The sequence below is a fragment of the Pseudomonas sp. GW821-FHT01A09 genome, assembly GCF_058986725.1.
On the sequence record NZ_JBYSWB010000031.1, the window covers coordinates 49675 to 65808 of the forward strand.

The 16134-nt window shown below is 63.6% G+C and carries 8 protein-coding genes; 5 read left to right on the plus strand and 3 right to left on the minus strand.

Annotated elements, in window-relative coordinates; genetic code table 11:
• Nucleotides 1-93 precede the first annotated feature (93 nt).
• The 3 genes from AC3WJP_RS25400 to tadA all read left to right on the plus strand — a co-directional run bounded on the left by AC3WJP_RS25400 (nt 94) and on the right by tadA (nt 3735).
• A complete protein-coding gene (locus AC3WJP_RS25400) occupies nt 94-1725 on the plus strand; it encodes a hybrid sensor histidine kinase/response regulator (RefSeq protein WP_493723613.1) in 1632 nt (543 codons plus the stop codon).
• A gap of 157 nt (nt 1726-1882) precedes the next feature.
• A complete protein-coding gene (locus AC3WJP_RS25405) occupies nt 1883-3253 on the plus strand; it encodes a multicopper oxidase family protein (RefSeq protein WP_493723614.1) in 1371 nt (456 codons plus the stop codon).
• The gene (gene tadA / locus AC3WJP_RS25410; protein ID WP_493723615.1) at nt 3253-3735 is read left to right on the plus strand and encodes a tRNA adenosine(34) deaminase TadA; all 483 of its coding nucleotides are present in this window, start codon (nt 3253-3255) and stop codon (nt 3733-3735) included. The genes AC3WJP_RS25405 and tadA overlap by 1 nt, the downstream gene beginning before the upstream one ends.
• A gap of 87 nt (nt 3736-3822) precedes the next feature.
• Here tadA and mltF read toward each other — a convergent pair whose 3' ends face one another.
• Nucleotides 3823-5283 (minus strand): membrane-bound lytic murein transglycosylase MltF, encoded by a 1461-nt coding sequence (gene mltF, locus AC3WJP_RS25415; RefSeq protein ID WP_493723616.1) that lies wholly within the window; start codon nt 5281-5283, stop codon nt 3823-3825.
• 203 nt (nt 5284-5486) lie between these two features.
• Between mltF and purL the strand changes: the two genes are divergently transcribed.
• Complete coding sequence (gene purL / locus AC3WJP_RS25420) at nt 5487-9386, plus strand: phosphoribosylformylglycinamidine synthase (protein ID WP_493723617.1); 3900 nt, start codon at nt 5487-5489, stop codon at nt 9384-9386.
• 3 nt (nt 9387-9389) lie between these two features.
• Complete coding sequence (locus tag AC3WJP_RS25425) at nt 9390-9701, plus strand: NGG1p interacting factor NIF3 (RefSeq protein WP_493723618.1); 312 nt, start codon at nt 9390-9392, stop codon at nt 9699-9701.
• 6 nt (nt 9702-9707) lie between these two features.
• On the opposite strand, the gene AC3WJP_RS25430 is transcribed toward AC3WJP_RS25425, so the two are convergent.
• Together AC3WJP_RS25430 and AC3WJP_RS25435 are read right to left on the minus strand one after the other, a co-directional pair.
• Nucleotides 9708-14273 (minus strand): hemagglutinin repeat-containing protein, encoded by a 4566-nt coding sequence (locus tag AC3WJP_RS25430; protein WP_493723619.1) that lies wholly within the window; start codon nt 14271-14273, stop codon nt 9708-9710.
• A 24-nt stretch (nt 14274-14297) separates the two neighbouring features.
• Nucleotides 14298-16007: a ShlB/FhaC/HecB family hemolysin secretion/activation protein gene (locus tag AC3WJP_RS25435; RefSeq protein WP_493723620.1), complete on the minus strand. Its 1710-nt coding sequence runs from the start codon at nt 16005-16007 to the stop codon at nt 14298-14300.
• Between the last annotated feature and the right edge of the window lie 127 nt (nt 16008-16134).

Consider the following 16134-nt stretch of genomic DNA (forward strand, 5'->3'; position numbering starts at 1 on the left):
CCTGAGGCTGTTTTCAGCTGAGGTGTCAGGTGGGGACGCCGAGCGGCAGTAAGTAGGGCCGCAGAGATGCGTTAAAAATAACGGGAGGCCTTCATGGCATTCGAGAAGAGCGCAGAGCTCGACCAGGCCAACTTGCGAATCATCGTGACATTGGTAGCGATTGTATATGTCGGCATGCTCGGGTTTCTGCCTGAACACAAGGCAGAAACCTATCTTCCGATTATTCTTTATTACATATTATTTCTAATAGCGTCGGTGGCTTTTCGCTATGTCATCGTCCGTTGGCCGGGGCATTATCCGCTGCGCCGCGTGCTGGGCATGGTTCACGATTACGCGGGGGCGTCGTTCGGCTTGGTGGTCGGGGGAGAGGCGGCGCTGGCGCTGTACGCCGTGATCGTCTGGGTCAACCTGGGCAACGGCATGCGCTACGGGTCGCGCTATCTGGCCATTGCCACGGGGTTGGCATTGTTGACGCTTTGCGTCATCTATCGCCTGACGCCCTACTGGCAAGCGCAACCCTTCATGGTGTTGATGCTGATGATTACCAGCGTGGTGATTCCAGGCTATGCCCACTTGCTGTTGGAGCGTTCCCGCAAAGCGCTGGAGCAGGCTGCTGCTGCCAATCGAGAGAAATCGCGCTTCCTGGCCCAGGCCAGCCATGACTTGCGCCAGCCAATCCACTCCATAGGGCTGTTTACAGCCTGCTTGCGTGAGGCGCAGCTGGAGGATAACGAGCGGCGGCTGGTGGACAGCATCGATCGCTCGCTCCTTAACGTGTCTCAGCTGTTTCGATCAATTCTCGATCTCTACACCCTTGACAATAATCGGGTGCAGCCCAGGCTGCAGGCGCTGCATCTGGGGGAGCTACTGAGCGATCTGGTGCGTCAGAACGCCGAGGCGGCTCGCTGGGCGGGCGTGGAAGTACGCTTGCGGCCCTGTGCTCATTGGGTTCGAGTGGATGCCACGCTGCTTTCCACGATGGTGCAGAACGTACTGTCCAACTGCTTCAAATATGGCGCTGGGCAACCGGTGCTGATGGGTGTGCGCAGGCGCGGCGACACGCTGGCGATCATGATCCACGACTGTGGCAGAGGGATTGCGCAGGCGGATCTGGCGAAGGTATTCGAAGAGTTCTATCGCGTGCGTCAGCGGCGCGACAATGATATCGAGGGCGTAGGCCTGGGGCTCTCGATCGTCAAGCGCCTGGGGCAATTGATGGGCGTGGAGGTCGTCATTCGTTCGCGTTTGGGCCGAGGCACGTCCGTCTGCCTCTCCGGCATGCCGTTGACCAGCCCGCCGGCGCAACGCGGCCACCGCCAAGACCCGCGGCGGGCCGGGCTGCTGACGGGCCTGCGGGTGTGCCTGATCGAGGATGATCGCAACGTGCTGCTGGCTACCCAGGCGCTACTGGAGCGCTGGGGATGTTCGGTGCAGGTGGCCTCGAGTGGTGAACATCTGAACAGCGATTGCGATGTCATCGTGGCCGACTACGACCTGGGCGACCAGGCCACCGGCATCGAGTGCATAGATCAACTACGCCTGAAGCGCGGCCAGGCGGTGCCGGCATTGATCCTCACTGGCCACGACAGGGACGCCGTCCAGGCCGAGTTACGCGACCGTGATATCGCTATCCTTACCAAGCCCGTACGGCCTGCAGAACTGCGGGCCACGTTGCGCGGGCTTTGGCAGGCAGCCAGTGGAATCGATCAGACGGCGAGGGTGTAATCATCAGCCAGGATGATATCCACAGTGAAAGATCCGCGCCCTGGCAGCACAGCCAATCCGAACAGTTACCATTTGTTTCAGATGAAAATCTCTCTCAACCAGCGGTGTATCGTGTGCGGCTTTCCTGGATTGCTGATTTCCAGAGGTACCTGCAGACATGTCTTTCACCCGTCGACAACTTCTCACCGGCCTGGTCGTAGTGGGCGCGGCCGGGGCGGCGCGCTATTGGCTGGGGCGGGCTGACTCGAACGCTGGCCACGACTACGAGTTGATCGCCGCGCCGCTGGACGTGCAGCTGATACCTGGCCATCAGACACCGGCCTGGGCCTTCGGCGCGTCGGCGCCTGGTACTGAATTGCGTGCCCGCCAAGGTGATTGGCTGCGGGTGCGATTCATCAATCGGCTGCCGGTCGAGACCACCATTCACTGGCACGGCATCCGCCTGCCGCTTGAGATGGACGGCGTACCTTATGTCTCGCAGCTGCCGGTCAAGCCGGGGGAATTCTTCGATTATCGCTTCCGGGTGCCGGATGCTGGCAGCTACTGGTATCACCCCCATGTCGCCAGCAGCGAGGAACTGGGGCGCGGACTGGTTGGGCCGCTGATCGTCGAAGAGCGCGAGCCCACCGGCTTCTTCCACGAGCGCACGGTCAGCCTGAAGAACTGGCACGTGGACGAGCGGGGCGGGTTCCTGCCTTTCAGCATTGCGCGTGAAGCCGCACGCAATGGCACCCTGGGGCGCTTGTCCAGCGTCAACGGCAAGCACTTGGGCGTGGTCGATCTGCCGGCCGGCGAGGTGGTGCGGGTGCGCCTGCTCAACCTGGACAACACCGCGACCTACCGTATCAACCTCCGGGGCGAGTTCGAGGCGCGTATCTATGCCCTGGACGGCAATCCGATCAAACCTCGCGAATTGGATAAGGAATACTGGCTTGGTCCGGGAATGCGTATCGACCTGGCCATCCGTGCGCCGGCGGCCGGCGAGGTGATCGCTTTGCGCGACGGTCCGATGCGGTTGGGGACATTTCGCGTGGTCGCGCCGGCGGAGCATTCGGCGACCACGCGCGACTGGCCGCCAGCCTTGCCCGCCAATCCGGTGGCCGAGCCGGACCTGAGCAATGCCGAAAAACTCAACTTCAACTTCGAATGGGTTGGCGCAGTCTCGGTAGACACCGATAATGCTCGCCCGCCCAGCCTCTGGCAGATCAACGGCCAGGCCTGGGACATCACCGACAAGACCTGCGCCGATCGCCCCATCGCGCGGCTGGTCAAGGGCAACAGCTACATCCTCGAATTGAAGAACATGACCCAGTACCAGCATCCGATTCACCTGCATGGCATGACCTTCAAGGTGATCGCCTCCAATCGCCATGAGGTCGTTCCGTACTTCACCGACACCTATCTGCTGGGTCGCAACGAGCGGGCGCAGGTGGCGCTGGTGGCGGATAACCCCGGTACCTGGATGTTCCATTGCCATGTGATCGACCACATGGAAACCGGCCTGATGGCCGCGATCGAGGTGGTCTGATGCGTCAGCCGATGATCGTCGATCGCAGTCGCGACCGCGACTTCATGCTTGAAGCGCTGGCGCTGGCGGCCCAGGGCGCGACCATGGGGGAAGTGCCAGTGGGCGCGGTGCTGGTGCAGAACGGCGAGATCGTCGGTCGCGGCTTCAATTGCCCGATCAGCGGCAGCGATCCCAGTGCTCACGCTGAAATGGTCGCGATCCGCAATGCCGCGCAATCGGTGCAGAATTACCGGCTGCCGGGCAGCACGCTGTACGTCACGTTGGAACCCTGCAGCATGTGCGCAGGGCTGATCGTGCATTCGCGTATCGCGCGGGTGGTGTTCGGCGCCTTGGAGCCCAAGGCAGGGATCGTGCAGAGCCAAGGGCAATTTTTCGCCCAGGGCTTCCTCAATCACCGTGTGGCCGTCGAGGGCGGTGTGCTTGCCGAGGAATGCGGTGCCATTCTGCGTGAGTTTTTCAAGGCCCGTCGCATGGGGGCTTGAGGCTTTCTGACTGGTCATTCTGGCAGTTATGGGAGTTGCCACAGTGTCCTGACATCCCGAACCCCGAAGCCTGCCGATAAGTAGTCATTAAAGCGGCGGCGTCTGCTCGGGTGGTTTGGTCTTGTCGATACCCGGCACATGCAGATTGCCATCCGCTACCTGGCTGCCTTCGAGCTGCGGCTGGGTCACCCAGGTGAGGATGTCGTAGTAGCGGCGGATGTTGGCCACGAAGTGCACCGGTTCGCCGCCACGGGCGTAGCCGTAGCGGGTCTTGCTGTACCACTGCTTCTGCGCCAGGCGCGGCAGCATTTTCTTCACGTCCAGCCACTTGTTCGGGTCCAGGCCTTCGTTCTGCGCCAGCTTGCGGGCGTCGTCGAGGTGCGCCGAGCCGATGTTGTAAGAGGCGAGGGCGAACCAGGTGCGGTCGGGCTCGAGGATGCTGTCGTCGAGCTGATCGCGCACATAGGCGAAGTACTTGGCGCCGCCGATGATGCTCTGCTTGGGGTCCAGCCGATTGGACACGCCCATGGCCTGGGCGGTGCTCTGGGTCAGCATCATCAGGCCGCGCACGCCGGTCTTGGAAGTGACGTCGGCCTGCCACATGGATTCCTGATAGCCGATGGCCGCGAGCAGGCGCCAGTCCACCTCTTCGGTCTTGGCCGAGGTGCGGAACTGCTTCTCGAACTTCGGCAGGCGCTGCTGCAGGTGCTGGGCGAAGGTGGTGGCGCCGACATAGCCCAGCACATCGACGTGACCGTAGTAGCGATCCTTGAGGCGCTGCAGCGTGCCATTCTTGTCGACGTTGTCGATGTAGCGGTTGAGCTCGTCGAGCAGGCTGTTGTCTTCGCCAGCCGCCACGGCCCAGCGCTGCTGACGGGCATCGCCGAGGTCGAAGGCGACACGCACGTTGGGGAAGTACACCTGGTTCATGGCCACTTCGTTGGAATCGACCAGCGTCAGATCGATCTGACCTTCGTCGACCATGCGCAGCAAGTCGACCACTTCAACGGCGTCTGACTCTTCATATTGAATGTCGGGATACTGCTTTTTCAGCTCGGCGAGCTGTTCGGCGTGGCTGCTGCCCTTGAGCACCATGATCTTCTTGCCCACCAGATCGGCCGCTTCGGTCGGCCGCGACTGGCCATTGCGATAGATGATCTGCGGGGTGACTTCAAGATACGGGTGAGTGAAGCGAACCTGTTTGTCGCGCGTCGGCGTGCTCACCAGGCCCGCCGCGGCCAGTGCCGGACCGCCCGGTTTGCCCAGGCGCCCAAACAGATCGTCGAGATTGTCGGCGGTCTCGATTTGCAGCTTGACGCCCAGATCGTCGGCGAAATGCTTGACCAACTCATATTCGAAACCGGTTTCGCCGTTGCGGTCCTGGAAGTACGTCGCCGGGCTGTTGCGGGTGACGACGCGCAGGACTCCATCCTCCTTGACGCGCTCCAGAGTGGTGGTTTTATCCACGCAGCCATTGAGCGCCAGGAAGATACCGAGGGCGCCGAGCCATTTGGCGCAACGCGAGCGTGAAACTCTCTGGGCAAACATCGGTGCAGTATACGCAAAGCGCGTCTGTCGCCATATCTCGACAGAATGGGGGTTGTCTGCTATGTCCGCCCCTTCGAAGGCGGCAGCGCAGGACAGTCCGACATGCGGATTGGCGCTGCGACACCGTTTCGGGTGCCCTGAGCAGCGCTTTAGGCTAGAATGCACGGCCTCAAAGCACACCCCTTCTCGAGGCTGTCCCGAAGATGTTGATCCTGCGCGGCGCTCCTGCCCTTTCTGCCTTTCGCCACGGTAAATTACTCGAGCAACTGAGCCAGAAAGTCCCCGCTGTTACTGGCCTGTATGCTGAATTTGCCCACTTCGCTGAAGTCACTGGCGAATTGACCGACGAGCAACAGCATGTCCTGGCTCGTCTGCTCAAATACGGCCCGAGCGTGCCGGTGCAGGAGCCTGCAGGGCGCCTGTTCCTGGTCATGCCGCGCTTCGGCACCATTTCGCCCTGGTCGAGCAAGGCCAGCGATATCGCCCACAACTGCGGATTGAGCAACGTCACGCGTCTTGAACGCGGCATTGCCTTCTATGTAGCCGGCGAGTTCGATGCTGCTCAGGCCGCGCTGGTGGCAGACGTGCTGCACGATCGCATGACCCAGATCGTGCTGGGCAAGCTGGAGGAGGCCGCCGGCCTGTTCAGCCACGCCGAGCCCAAGCCGCTGACCGCCATCGACGTGCTGGGCGGTGGCCGTGCCGCGCTGGAAGCCGCCAACGTCTCCCTGGGCCTGGCCCTGGCCGAAGATGAAATCGACTACCTGGTCACCAGCTTCGAAGGATTGGGGCGCAATCCTCACGACATCGAACTGATGATGTTCGCCCAGGCCAACTCCGAGCACTGCCGCCACAAGATCTTCAACGCCAGTTGGGACATCGACGGTCAGAGTCAGGAAAAAAGCCTGTTCGGCATGATCAAGAACACCTACCAGATGCACAGCGAAGGCGTCCTCTCGGCCTACAAGGACAACGCCTCGGTGATCGTCGGCAGCGTTGCCGGGCGTTTCTTCCCGAACCCTGAAACCCGCCAGTACGGCGCGGTGCAGGAGCCCGTGCACATCCTGATGAAGGTCGAGACCCACAACCACCCGACCGCGATCGCCCCGTTTCCGGGCGCGTCCACCGGTTCCGGTGGCGAGATTCGCGACGAAGGCGCCACCGGTCGTGGCGCCAAGCCCAAGGCCGGCCTCACCGGTTTTACCGTATCCAACCTGAACATTCCGGGCTTCGAACAGCCATGGGAAAAGGCCTACGGCAAGCCCGAGCGCATCGTCACCGCGCTGGACATCATGATCGACGGCCCGCTGGGCGGCGCCGCGTTCAACAACGAATTCGGTCGCCCGGCCCTGACTGGCTACTTCCGCACCTTCGAGCAGACCATCAACACCCCCCATGGTGAAGAAGTCCGCGGCTACCACAAGCCGATCATGCTCGCCGGCGGCATGGGCAACATCCGCGCCGAACACGTGCAAAAGGGCGAGATCACCGTCGGCTCCAAGCTGATCGTGCTCGGCGGCCCGGCCATGCTCATCGGCCTGGGCGGCGGCGCTGCCTCGTCGATGGCCACCGGTGCCAGCTCGGCTGATCTGGACTTCGCTTCGGTACAGCGCGAAAACCCGGAAATGGAACGCCGTTGCCAGGAGGTCATCGACCGCTGCTGGCAACTGGGCGACAAGAACCCGATCAGCTTCATCCACGACGTCGGCGCGGGCGGCCTGTCCAACGCCTTCCCGGAACTGGTCAACGACGGCGGCCGTGGTGGTCGTTTCGAACTGCGCAATGTGCCCAACGACGAGCCGGGCATGGCGCCGCTGGAAATCTGGAGCAACGAATCCCAGGAGCGTTACGTCCTGGCCGTCGACGCTAAAGATTTCGAGCGCTTCCAGGCCATCTGCGAACGTGAGCGCTGCCCGTTCGCGGTGGTCGGCGAAGCCACGGCCGAGCCGCAACTGACGGTGACCGACAGCCACTTCGGCAACAACGCCGTGGACATGCCGCTGGAAGTCCTGCTGGGCAAGGCGCCGCGCATGCACCGCAGCGCCGTGCGCGAAACCGAGGTGGGGGACGATTTCGACCCGAGCACGCTCGACCTCGCCGAGTCGGTGGAGCGCGTCCTGCACCACCCGGCCGTTGCCAGCAAGAGCTTCCTGATCACCATCGGCGACCGCACCATCACCGGCCTCGTGGCCCGTGACCAGATGGTCGGCCCATGGCAGGTACCGGTGGCCGACGTCGCCGTCACTGCCACCAGCTTCGACGTCTATACCGGTGAAGCCATGGCCATGGGCGAGCGCACGCCGCTGGCGCTGCTGGACGCTCCGGCCTCCGGGCGCATGGCGATCGGCGAAACCCTGACCAACATCGCCGCCTCGGCGATCGGCAAGATGTCCGATATCAAACTGTCCGCCAACTGGATGTCCGCTGCCGGGCACCCGGGTGAAGACGCGCGTCTGTATGACGCCGTGAAGGCCGTCGGCATGGAACTGTGCCCCGAGCTGGGCATTACCATTCCCGTGGGCAAGGACTCCATGTCCATGAAAACCCGCTGGAGCGAAGAGGGCGCCGAGAAGAGCGTGACCTCGCCGATGTCGCTGATCATCACCGGCTTCGCGCCGGTCACCGATATTCGCAAGACCCTCACCCCGCAACTGCGCATGGACAAGGGCGAAACCGACCTGGTGCTGATCGACCTCGGTCGCGGCCAGAACCGCATGGGCGCCTCGATTCTCGCCCAGACCCACGGCAAGCTCGCTGCCCAGGCGCCGGACGTCGACGATGCCGAAGACCTCAAGGCTTTCTTCGCGGTGATTCAAGGCCTCAACGCCGACGGCCACCTGCTGGCCTACCACGATCGTTCCGATGGCGGCTTGCTCACCACCGTGGTCGAGATGGCTTTTGCCGGTCACTGCGGCCTCAATCTGCACCTCGATACCCTGGCCCACAATGCCGCGGAAATCCCCGCCATCCTCTTCAACGAAGAGCTGGGGGCGGTGATCCAGGTTCGCCAGGACGCCACCCCGGACATCCTCGCGCAGTTCAGCGCGGCCGGCCTGGGTGGTGACTGCGTTGCGGTGATCGGTCAGCCAGTCAACAACGGCGAAGTGCGGATCAGCTTCAATGGCGAGACCGTCTTCACCGGCGAGCGTCGTCTGTTGCAGCGTCAGTGGGCCGAGACCAGCTATCAGGTCCAGCGTCTGCGGGACAACGTCACGTGCGCCGAGCAGGAATTCGACGCGCTGCTGGAAGAAGACAACCCGGGCCTGAGCGTCAAGCTGGGCTTCGACGTCAACGACGACATCAGCGCGCCGTACATCAAGAAAGGCGTGCGCCCGCAAGTGGCGGTGCTGCGCGAGCAGGGCGTCAACGGCCAGGTCGAGATGGCTGCGGCCTTCGACCGTGCCGGGTTCAACGCCATCGACGTACACATGAGCGATATCCTTGCCGGTCGCGTCGACCTCAACGAATACAAGGGCCTGGTCGCCTGCGGCGGCTTCTCCTACGGCGACGTACTGGGTGCCGGTGAAGGTTGGGCCAAATCGGCACTGTTCAACGCCCGTGCCCGTGATGCGTTCCAGCAGTTCTTCGAGCGCACCGACAGCTTCACCCTCGGCGTGTGCAACGGTTGCCAGATGATGTCCAACCTGCACGAGCTGATTCCGGGGTCGGAGTTCTGGCCGCACTTCGTGCGCAACCGTTCCGAGCAGTTCGAGGCGCGGGTAGCCATGGTGCAGGTGCAGGAGTCCAACTCGATCTTCCTGCAGGGCATGGCCGGTTCGCGCATGCCGATCGCCATCGCCCACGGTGAAGGTCACGCCGAGTTCGCCAACGAAGACGCCTTGCTGCAAGCCGACCTGTCCGGTTGCGTGGCCCTGCGCTTCGTCGACAACCACGGCAAGGTCACCGAGACCTATCCAGCCAACCCGAACGGCTCGCCGCGCGGGATCACCGGCCTGACCAGCCGCGACGGCCGCGTGACCATCATGATGCCGCACCCGGAGCGCGTGTTCCGTGGCGTGCAGAACTCCTGGAAACCGGACGACTGGAACGAAGACGGCGCCTGGATGCGCATGTTCCGCAACGCCCGTGTGTGGGTGAACTAAGGCGTGTACAAGCTGGCCTTTTTCGTCCCGCCCAGCCATCTGGAGGCCGTCAAGCAGGCGGTCTTCACGGCAGGCGGGGGACGCCTCGGTGCCTATGACCAGTGTTGCTGGCAGGTGTTGGGGGAGGGCCAGTTCCGGCCGTTGAATGGCAGCCAGCCGTTCATTGGCCAGAGCGGCATCGTCGAAAACGTCGTGGAGTGGAAGGTCGAGCTGGTGGTCGATGAAGCGGTGATTGCCGATGTGGTCACCGCGCTCAAGGCCGCCCATCCCTACGAGACGCCAGCCTATGAAGTCTGGCGGCTCGAGACGTTCTGATTCGGCTCAGCGCTCCTGCACGGTTGCGTTGAGCGTTTGCGTCTGATTATGCCCAGCCCCTCTGATCAGCCCCAGATTGACCCCGTTATCGGCACCCTTGCCGAATGATTCCTTCACTCCGCTCACCAGATCCAACGGCGCATTCGATCCGTTGATACCCCCTTCTGCCCGATAGTCCTGACCGCTCAGGTCGATTTTCGTCACGTCGCCAGCGCCCAGATCGATGTTGTCTGCGGCCAGATTCGCGCCGGTCAGCGTGGTGTTGCCTTGCACCTGCAGATCGATGTTCTGCCTGGCGTTCAACGCGGTTGCCTGAGGAGCGGTATTGCGATGCTGTTGCACCACGTCGATGGCCGCGGTCGGGGTGATGTTCGGATCGACCTTCGACAGCCGCTTGCCAGCGGCGTCCTGCACCTTGGCACCGAAGGGGCCGGCCAGCGAGGTGGCGCCGTTAACCAGGCCCTGGGGGTTCTTCTCCTTGCTCAGTTTCAGATCGACGTTCACCGCCAGGCCGTCGACCTGATCCTGGCGGGTCTCGACATGCAGGTCGCCGCCGACAGTGCCGGTGATATTGCCGGCTTCCAGGTTGGCACCGGCCAGCCGGGTGTCTGCGGCGCTGTTGATGGTCAGTGAGTCGGCTTTGAGTCGAGCGTTGCTGTGAGTGGTGCTATCCAGTTGCTCGAGTCCCAGCTTCACCCGCCCATAGAGCCCGGAAGTATTGGCGCTCGTATCGGCTGGGTTGTTCTTGGCGCTGATCCCCGCACCTGCGGCGAGGTCGATGTTGTCGCGGTGATCGGTCGATTGCGCCGACTCGACCAGCACGCCGCCATTGCTGGCGCTCACCTGCAGCGCGCGGCTCTCGGTGTTGAGCCCCTGCAGGTGGACAGCGTCGTCGGCCTTGGCCGCACTGCCGATGGCGATGCGTTCACGACCACTCAATTGTGCCCCGTGAGCGGTCTGCGCCTGCTCGTCAACCCGGGATGTGGCGAAGGCACCGCCAAGGCTGGCACCTTTGGCCCCCGAGGTCGGGTTACCGGATACCCCGGCCTGCAGCGCACCGCCCATGCCATGGCCGCTGGCTTGATGATTATCGGTACTGGCCACTACCTGCATGCGGCCGCCAGCGTACAGATCGATATCCGCCGGCTGCTGGGCCTCGCCGATGTGCGTGCCTTCGAGGCGCATATCGCCCTGGCTCTGCAGCTTGACCGTGCCGGTCGTGTCGATCTGAGCGACACGCGCCTGAGAGTCCTCGGTGTGGCCCTGTTTGCTGTCGAGCTTGCCGAGCAGCAAGGCGCCTTTGCCGGCGCCGGGCGTGGTACTGAGCTTGAGCTGGCCAAAGCCGCCCAGAGCCTGTTCGTCGGTGCTCTGTCGGTCATTGGCCTGAGGCATTGCCAGCGCGCCACCGCTGGTGATGGATACATCGCCGGTACCACCGTCGATTCGGGTGCCTTCATAGAGGCCCTGGGTGCCGACCTGGATACCGATGCCTTGCTTGCCAGTCAGGCTGCCTGGCACCGCGGTCTCCTTGGTGGATGCGCTGTTCAGCGAGCTGCCGACGCCCAGTACCTTGGCATTGATATCGCTGCCGGTCACGGTATCGACCCGCAACGAGGTGTCGACGTCCAGGCGATCGAGGGTGCTGCCGGTTTTGCTGACGGCAGCACGCAATAGGTGCTCATCGGCGTGGATATTGATCTTGTCCGCTGCATAGTGAGTGCCGACGTCATCGAGCGCCCCGGCGACATCGATGTCGATGCGCTTGGCGTTGATCTCGGTTCCCCGAGCAGTGCTGCTCAATTCGCTGGCCGCGCGTTGCTGGTGAGCGACGGCAATGTCGATGCCGAGGCTGGGCGGGTCCATGGCATCCTCGACGCCATTCTGCTGCAGGCGAGTCTGTTCCTCTTCATTGGCGACCTTTTCCAGCGGGCGGGTGATGTCCTTGTACTCGACGCTCAACCCGGCCTTGCCTTTCCAGCTGGTGCGCTCGGTGCTGGTGCTGGCGGTATCGTGGACGGCGCTATTGTCGACCGCGCCGGCCTGCTCAGTGAAGGTACCGGCGACCTCGACCTTGGCGCCTTGTTTTTCAATCAACCCCTGACCGTTTCCGGCAATCATCTGCAGATCGCCGTTGATTTCCAGTTCGGTGCGACCGGCCTGGGTGCCCTGCACCAGGGTACGCTGGGTCTCATGCTCGCCGAGTGAGGCGCTGCCGATGCGATCCATGCCGCCCTCGACGCCGATATAGCCACCTGAGCGGGTGCTTTGCCGTTCGTGGGTCTGGTGGGCATCGGTGCTGGTGAAGCGCAGGTTGTCGCCGGTAATCTTGCCGTTGCCCTGGGTGGTTTTCACCTTCGAGGAATCAATGACGACGTCACCCTTGGCCATGATGTCCAGGTTTTTGCCCTGGACCAGGCTGCCCTGCAGCTGCTCGCCGACGGTTTCGGTGCGGTCGCTGTTGACCTCCCAGCCCACCTGCGCCATGAACTGCTTGCTCCCGGGCTTGCCGTCCTCGGCCACTTTGGTCTCGCCTGCCGAGGCGGAGAAACCGTGGGTGATGTGCTCGGTTTTTTCAAGGGTTCGATCCTTGACCGCTTCGATTTTCACATCGCCTCCCGCGTCGAGATCGAGCGCGCCATCGGCAATCACCTTGGAGCCGCGCACGACGATCTCTTGCGGGCTGACGACCTTGAGATTGCTCTGCGAGTGCACTTCGCTGCCCTGGTTGCGGGTGTCATCGTGCGCCTGGCTGCGGTCGTCCTTGAACAGGCCGAACACCTGGCTGCTGTCGGTGCTGCTCTCGACCTTGCGGATGTTCTCGACGCTCTCGATGAACACCCCGTCCGCCTGGCTGATCAGTTGCGCGTCTGCGCGGCCCTTGACCTGGCTGCCACGTACCGCCAGGCGCTCGGTCTCGATGATCAGCTTGCCGCCGGCATCGACCTTGCTGCCCTGATGCGTCACGCGCTGGTCGCCGTCCTTGGCGGTATCGCCAAAGAAATGCCCGGACACCAGGTCGCCGCGATAGCTCTTGTCGCTCTTGCTGTCTTTCAGGGCGACCGTATCGATATCGACGCTGCGCGCCTTGATCGCTATATCGTTGCGGCTTTCCAGGCTGCTGCCGCCGATACGCAGCTTGCCGCCGCTGTGCAGGGCGATGTCGCCGCCGAGCAGCAGGCTTTGCTCGGCAGTTTCCTCGATGGTTTCGCTGCGGCTGTCCTGGCGCCACAGGTGCTTGCGGTGGGCGCTCTGTTGCGCCACCAGCGTGCGGTCGATAGCCGCCTCGATCTGCAGATCGCCGCCCGTCTTGATCCGCAATTCGCCATTGGCGCGCACGAAAGCGCCCCGCACGGTAGCGTTTTCGCCCACCTCCACGTCCATGTCTCCGGAGGTGGAAAACAGGCTGCCGAGCTGCCGGGTCTCGGTGGTGGTGCGCTCGCGGTCATAGGTTTCGGTGGTCACGAACCAGGCTTTGTTCTCCCAGTTTTCGTTGTCCTTGGCGATGGTCTTGCGGGTAGCGGCGTCCAGATAGAGGTTCTTGCTGGTGCGCACATTGATGTGGCCCCCAGAGGCGTCCAGCGCACTCAAGTGCATATCGCCCTCGCTGCGCAGATCCAGGTGGCCGGCGCCGGCGTCGAGTCGGGTCAGCTTGATGTCATTGGCGTCGCGTCTGTCCCCGATGAGCTGCAGTTCGCCGGCCGAATGGATCTGCACACCGTCATCGGCCTGGATCAGGGGCGAGGCGAGGCGTACCCCGGCGCCCTGGGAGGTACTGACGATACGAATGCGCCCGGCACGCATGGCGCCGAACAGGCTGGCATCGTAGCGTTGCTCGGCCTGACTGCGCTGGGCCGACTCGGTCACGCTGTTATCGGCATGGCGGATGCGATTGCGCCCCGCGAGGATGTCCAGCGGCTTGCCGGGTGCAAGTACGTCACCCTGGGCCTCGATGCGGGGGGCGATCAGGGCGATGGCGCCTTGATCATTGCGCAGGCCTTGCGGGCCGACTTCGAGCAACCGCTCGGCCTGCAAGGTGTCGAGGTGCAGCTGACCGACGCTGTCGAATTGCGGGGAACCGACCACAAAGGAGGCACGCGGCGCATTGATGAAGGAGGCACCATTGATATAGATGCCATTGGGGTTGGCGAGGATGTAGTCCGCCGCCTGGCCGAAGATTTCCTGGGGGCCGTTGATGGCCGAGCGCTGCAGGCTGGTGACTTCGTTGAGGATGGTGGAGGCGGCCTGGCCGCTGAACTGGCTGTTGGCAGGTAGTTGGCCGGCGAGCTGCGAGGCCCCGGGAGTCAGGGAATTGTTGAGCACAACGCCCTCGGCGCCGACGTTGTACTGCTGATACTGATTGTGCGAGATACCCTGTGGGCTGGGCGGCACGATACCGACCACCGGCACCGACCGGGAGGTGTCCACCAGCGGCATTCCCCCGGGGCCGGCCACGGCTTCGATGCCTTGAGGGGCGCTGGCGTGGGCCAGCCCCGGTGTCAGCAGCAGGCTGGAAATGACCCAGCGCAGCGGGTTCGGGCGCAGCGGCCAAGCGGGGTGTTTTAGCTTGATCATGGAAGGTTCTCTTGTTGTTGTGATTCACAGTTTCAGCGACAGCTCCAGGCGCCAGTAGCCGGGCGGCAGGCGGGCGTCTTGCAGATACAGGCTGTGTTGGTAGGCGAGACTCAGGCGGGCGCGGCGCTCGATCAGCGCCACGCCCAGAGCGGCACCGGCGATTTTCCCGCTGCTGGCCAAGGGCTCGGCGCTGTTGCGTTGCCAGCCTTCGATGCGCCGCCAGCCCAGGTCCACGCCCAGATGAGGCTCCAGCGACCAGCCGACGGTCAGCGGCAGATTCAGGCTCAGGGTGTTGCGCCAGTTAGCCGCCGTGCTGGCGGACAGCGACAGGTCGCGCAGGCCGCGTACGGCGTATTCATCGGTGAGAGATTGCTGCTCGATGGGCGGTAGCGGGTCGTTGCTGTATTGGCCGCTCAGTTGGCTCTGCCACTGCCAGGTTCGCCCTGCCCAGGGGCGCTGGTTCAGGTAGCTCAACGTGCCGCGCCATTTGCCGAATCGGGCGCGGGGTGCGTTCGCTTGCGCAGCGACGGTATCGCGGCCGTCCCAATTGCCCAGGCCGCGGCTGTAACCCAGATACGCGGTCCAGATGCCCTGTTGCACCCACAACAGGTTCAGGCCTGCTTCGGCATTGAGGAGTCTCGGGCTCTGGATGCCCAACTGCTGGTCGCCTAAAAAGGTATCGGAGGCCTTTTGGTCCAGACGCAAGGTAGCGCTGAGCAGGCGTTGTTGATCCCGCCACAGGCTGCGCTCCACCCCGGCCCCCAGCAGGGTGCTGCGGCCATGCAGATCGTGCTTCAGCGGTATGCGGAATTCGGCATGGGCGGCGTTGAGGCTGAACGTCCAGGCTTGCCACGGGAGGCTGTAGTAGAGGCTCGCACTGCGGCTCATGGCCGGACCGGCATCGAGTGTCTGGCCGACGCTGGCATGGATCAAGTCATTGAGGTGCAACGGGCTGTCGAGGCTGGCGGCAACCTGCAGTTGCTGGCGGCCGATGTCGGGCTTGCCGCTGTTGTTGAAATGGGCGCCCAAACTCCAGCGCGACGATCGGCTTTGCGCCCGGATGACGATGCGGCTGGCGCCTGCGGTGGTGCCGGGTTCGATGTCGGCGGTGAGGTCGAAGGACCGCAGGCGGTTGAGTTGCTCCAGGCCGCGCTCCAGCGTGCGCAGTTGCAGGGGCTGGCCAAGCAAGTCGCCGAAGGCGCTGCGCAGCGACAGTGGCAGGTTCGGGTCGCCGAGCTCGATGGCTTCGACGAAGCCCTCGGTGATGACGATGTCCAGCGGCTGCCGATCCTGAGGTGACCCCAGCAGTTGCGGGCGGCTGGCGATATAACCGTCCTGCACGTAGAGCCCGGTGATGGCCGCGAGCAGGCGATTGATCTGTGCGCTGTCCATGCAGGGTGAGAGATGCGCTTGCAGCGCGGCGGTAATGCGATCTTGGGCAATCAGCTGATTGCCGGACAGCCGCACACCCTTGATCCACCAGCATTGAGCACTGGGCGATTGCGCTGTCGTGGGGGCGGGTTGTGGCGCGTCTGGCCGCAGTGGCTGGCGTTGCAGGCTGCGCAGGCGCTGCTGGTATTCCAGCTGTTCGCGCTCGCGCACCGAGCGGCGTTCGTCGGTGAGGTCCTGGGCGGCGATATCGGAGCTGAACAGCAGGCCGAGAGCCAAGGCACTCAACGTGCTGGTGCGCGCCATTACCCCTTGTGGAAGGCGGCCGCCGATGCCTTGCCTCATGTGCATCACCCGAGTGGATTGGTAGCGGGTGACTCTACTCAGCGGCGCTGCGGGCGTCGGCCGGACGCTTCCTACGCCCTCGTCAGGCGCAACCGAGAGGCGCGTAGGGCAATTCCTACGACCGTTT

What these genes read in the sequence shown, in the direction of transcription:
- AC3WJP_RS25400 (WP_493723613.1), top strand. Translation starts at nt 94, where the DNA reads ATGGCATTCGAGAAGAGCGCAGAGCTCGACCAGGCCAACTTGCGAATC.
- AC3WJP_RS25405 (WP_493723614.1), top strand. Translation starts at nt 1,883, where the DNA reads ATGTCTTTCACCCGTCGACAACTTCTCACCGGCCTGGTCGTAGTGGGC.
- tadA (WP_493723615.1), top strand. Translation starts at nt 3,253, where the DNA reads ATGCGTCAGCCGATGATCGTCGATCGCAGTCGCGACCGCGACTTCATG.
- mltF (WP_493723616.1), bottom strand. Translation starts at nt 5,283, where the DNA reads ATGTTTGCCCAGAGAGTTTCACGCTCGCGTTGCGCCAAATGGCTCGGC.
- purL (WP_493723617.1), top strand. Translation starts at nt 5,487, where the DNA reads ATGTTGATCCTGCGCGGCGCTCCTGCCCTTTCTGCCTTTCGCCACGGT.
- AC3WJP_RS25430 (WP_493723619.1), bottom strand. Translation starts at nt 14,273, where the DNA reads ATGATCAAGCTAAAACACCCCGCTTGGCCGCTGCGCCCGAACCCGCTG.
- AC3WJP_RS25435 (WP_493723620.1), bottom strand. Translation starts at nt 16,007, where the DNA reads ATGAGGCAAGGCATCGGCGGCCGCCTTCCACAAGGGGTAATGGCGCGC.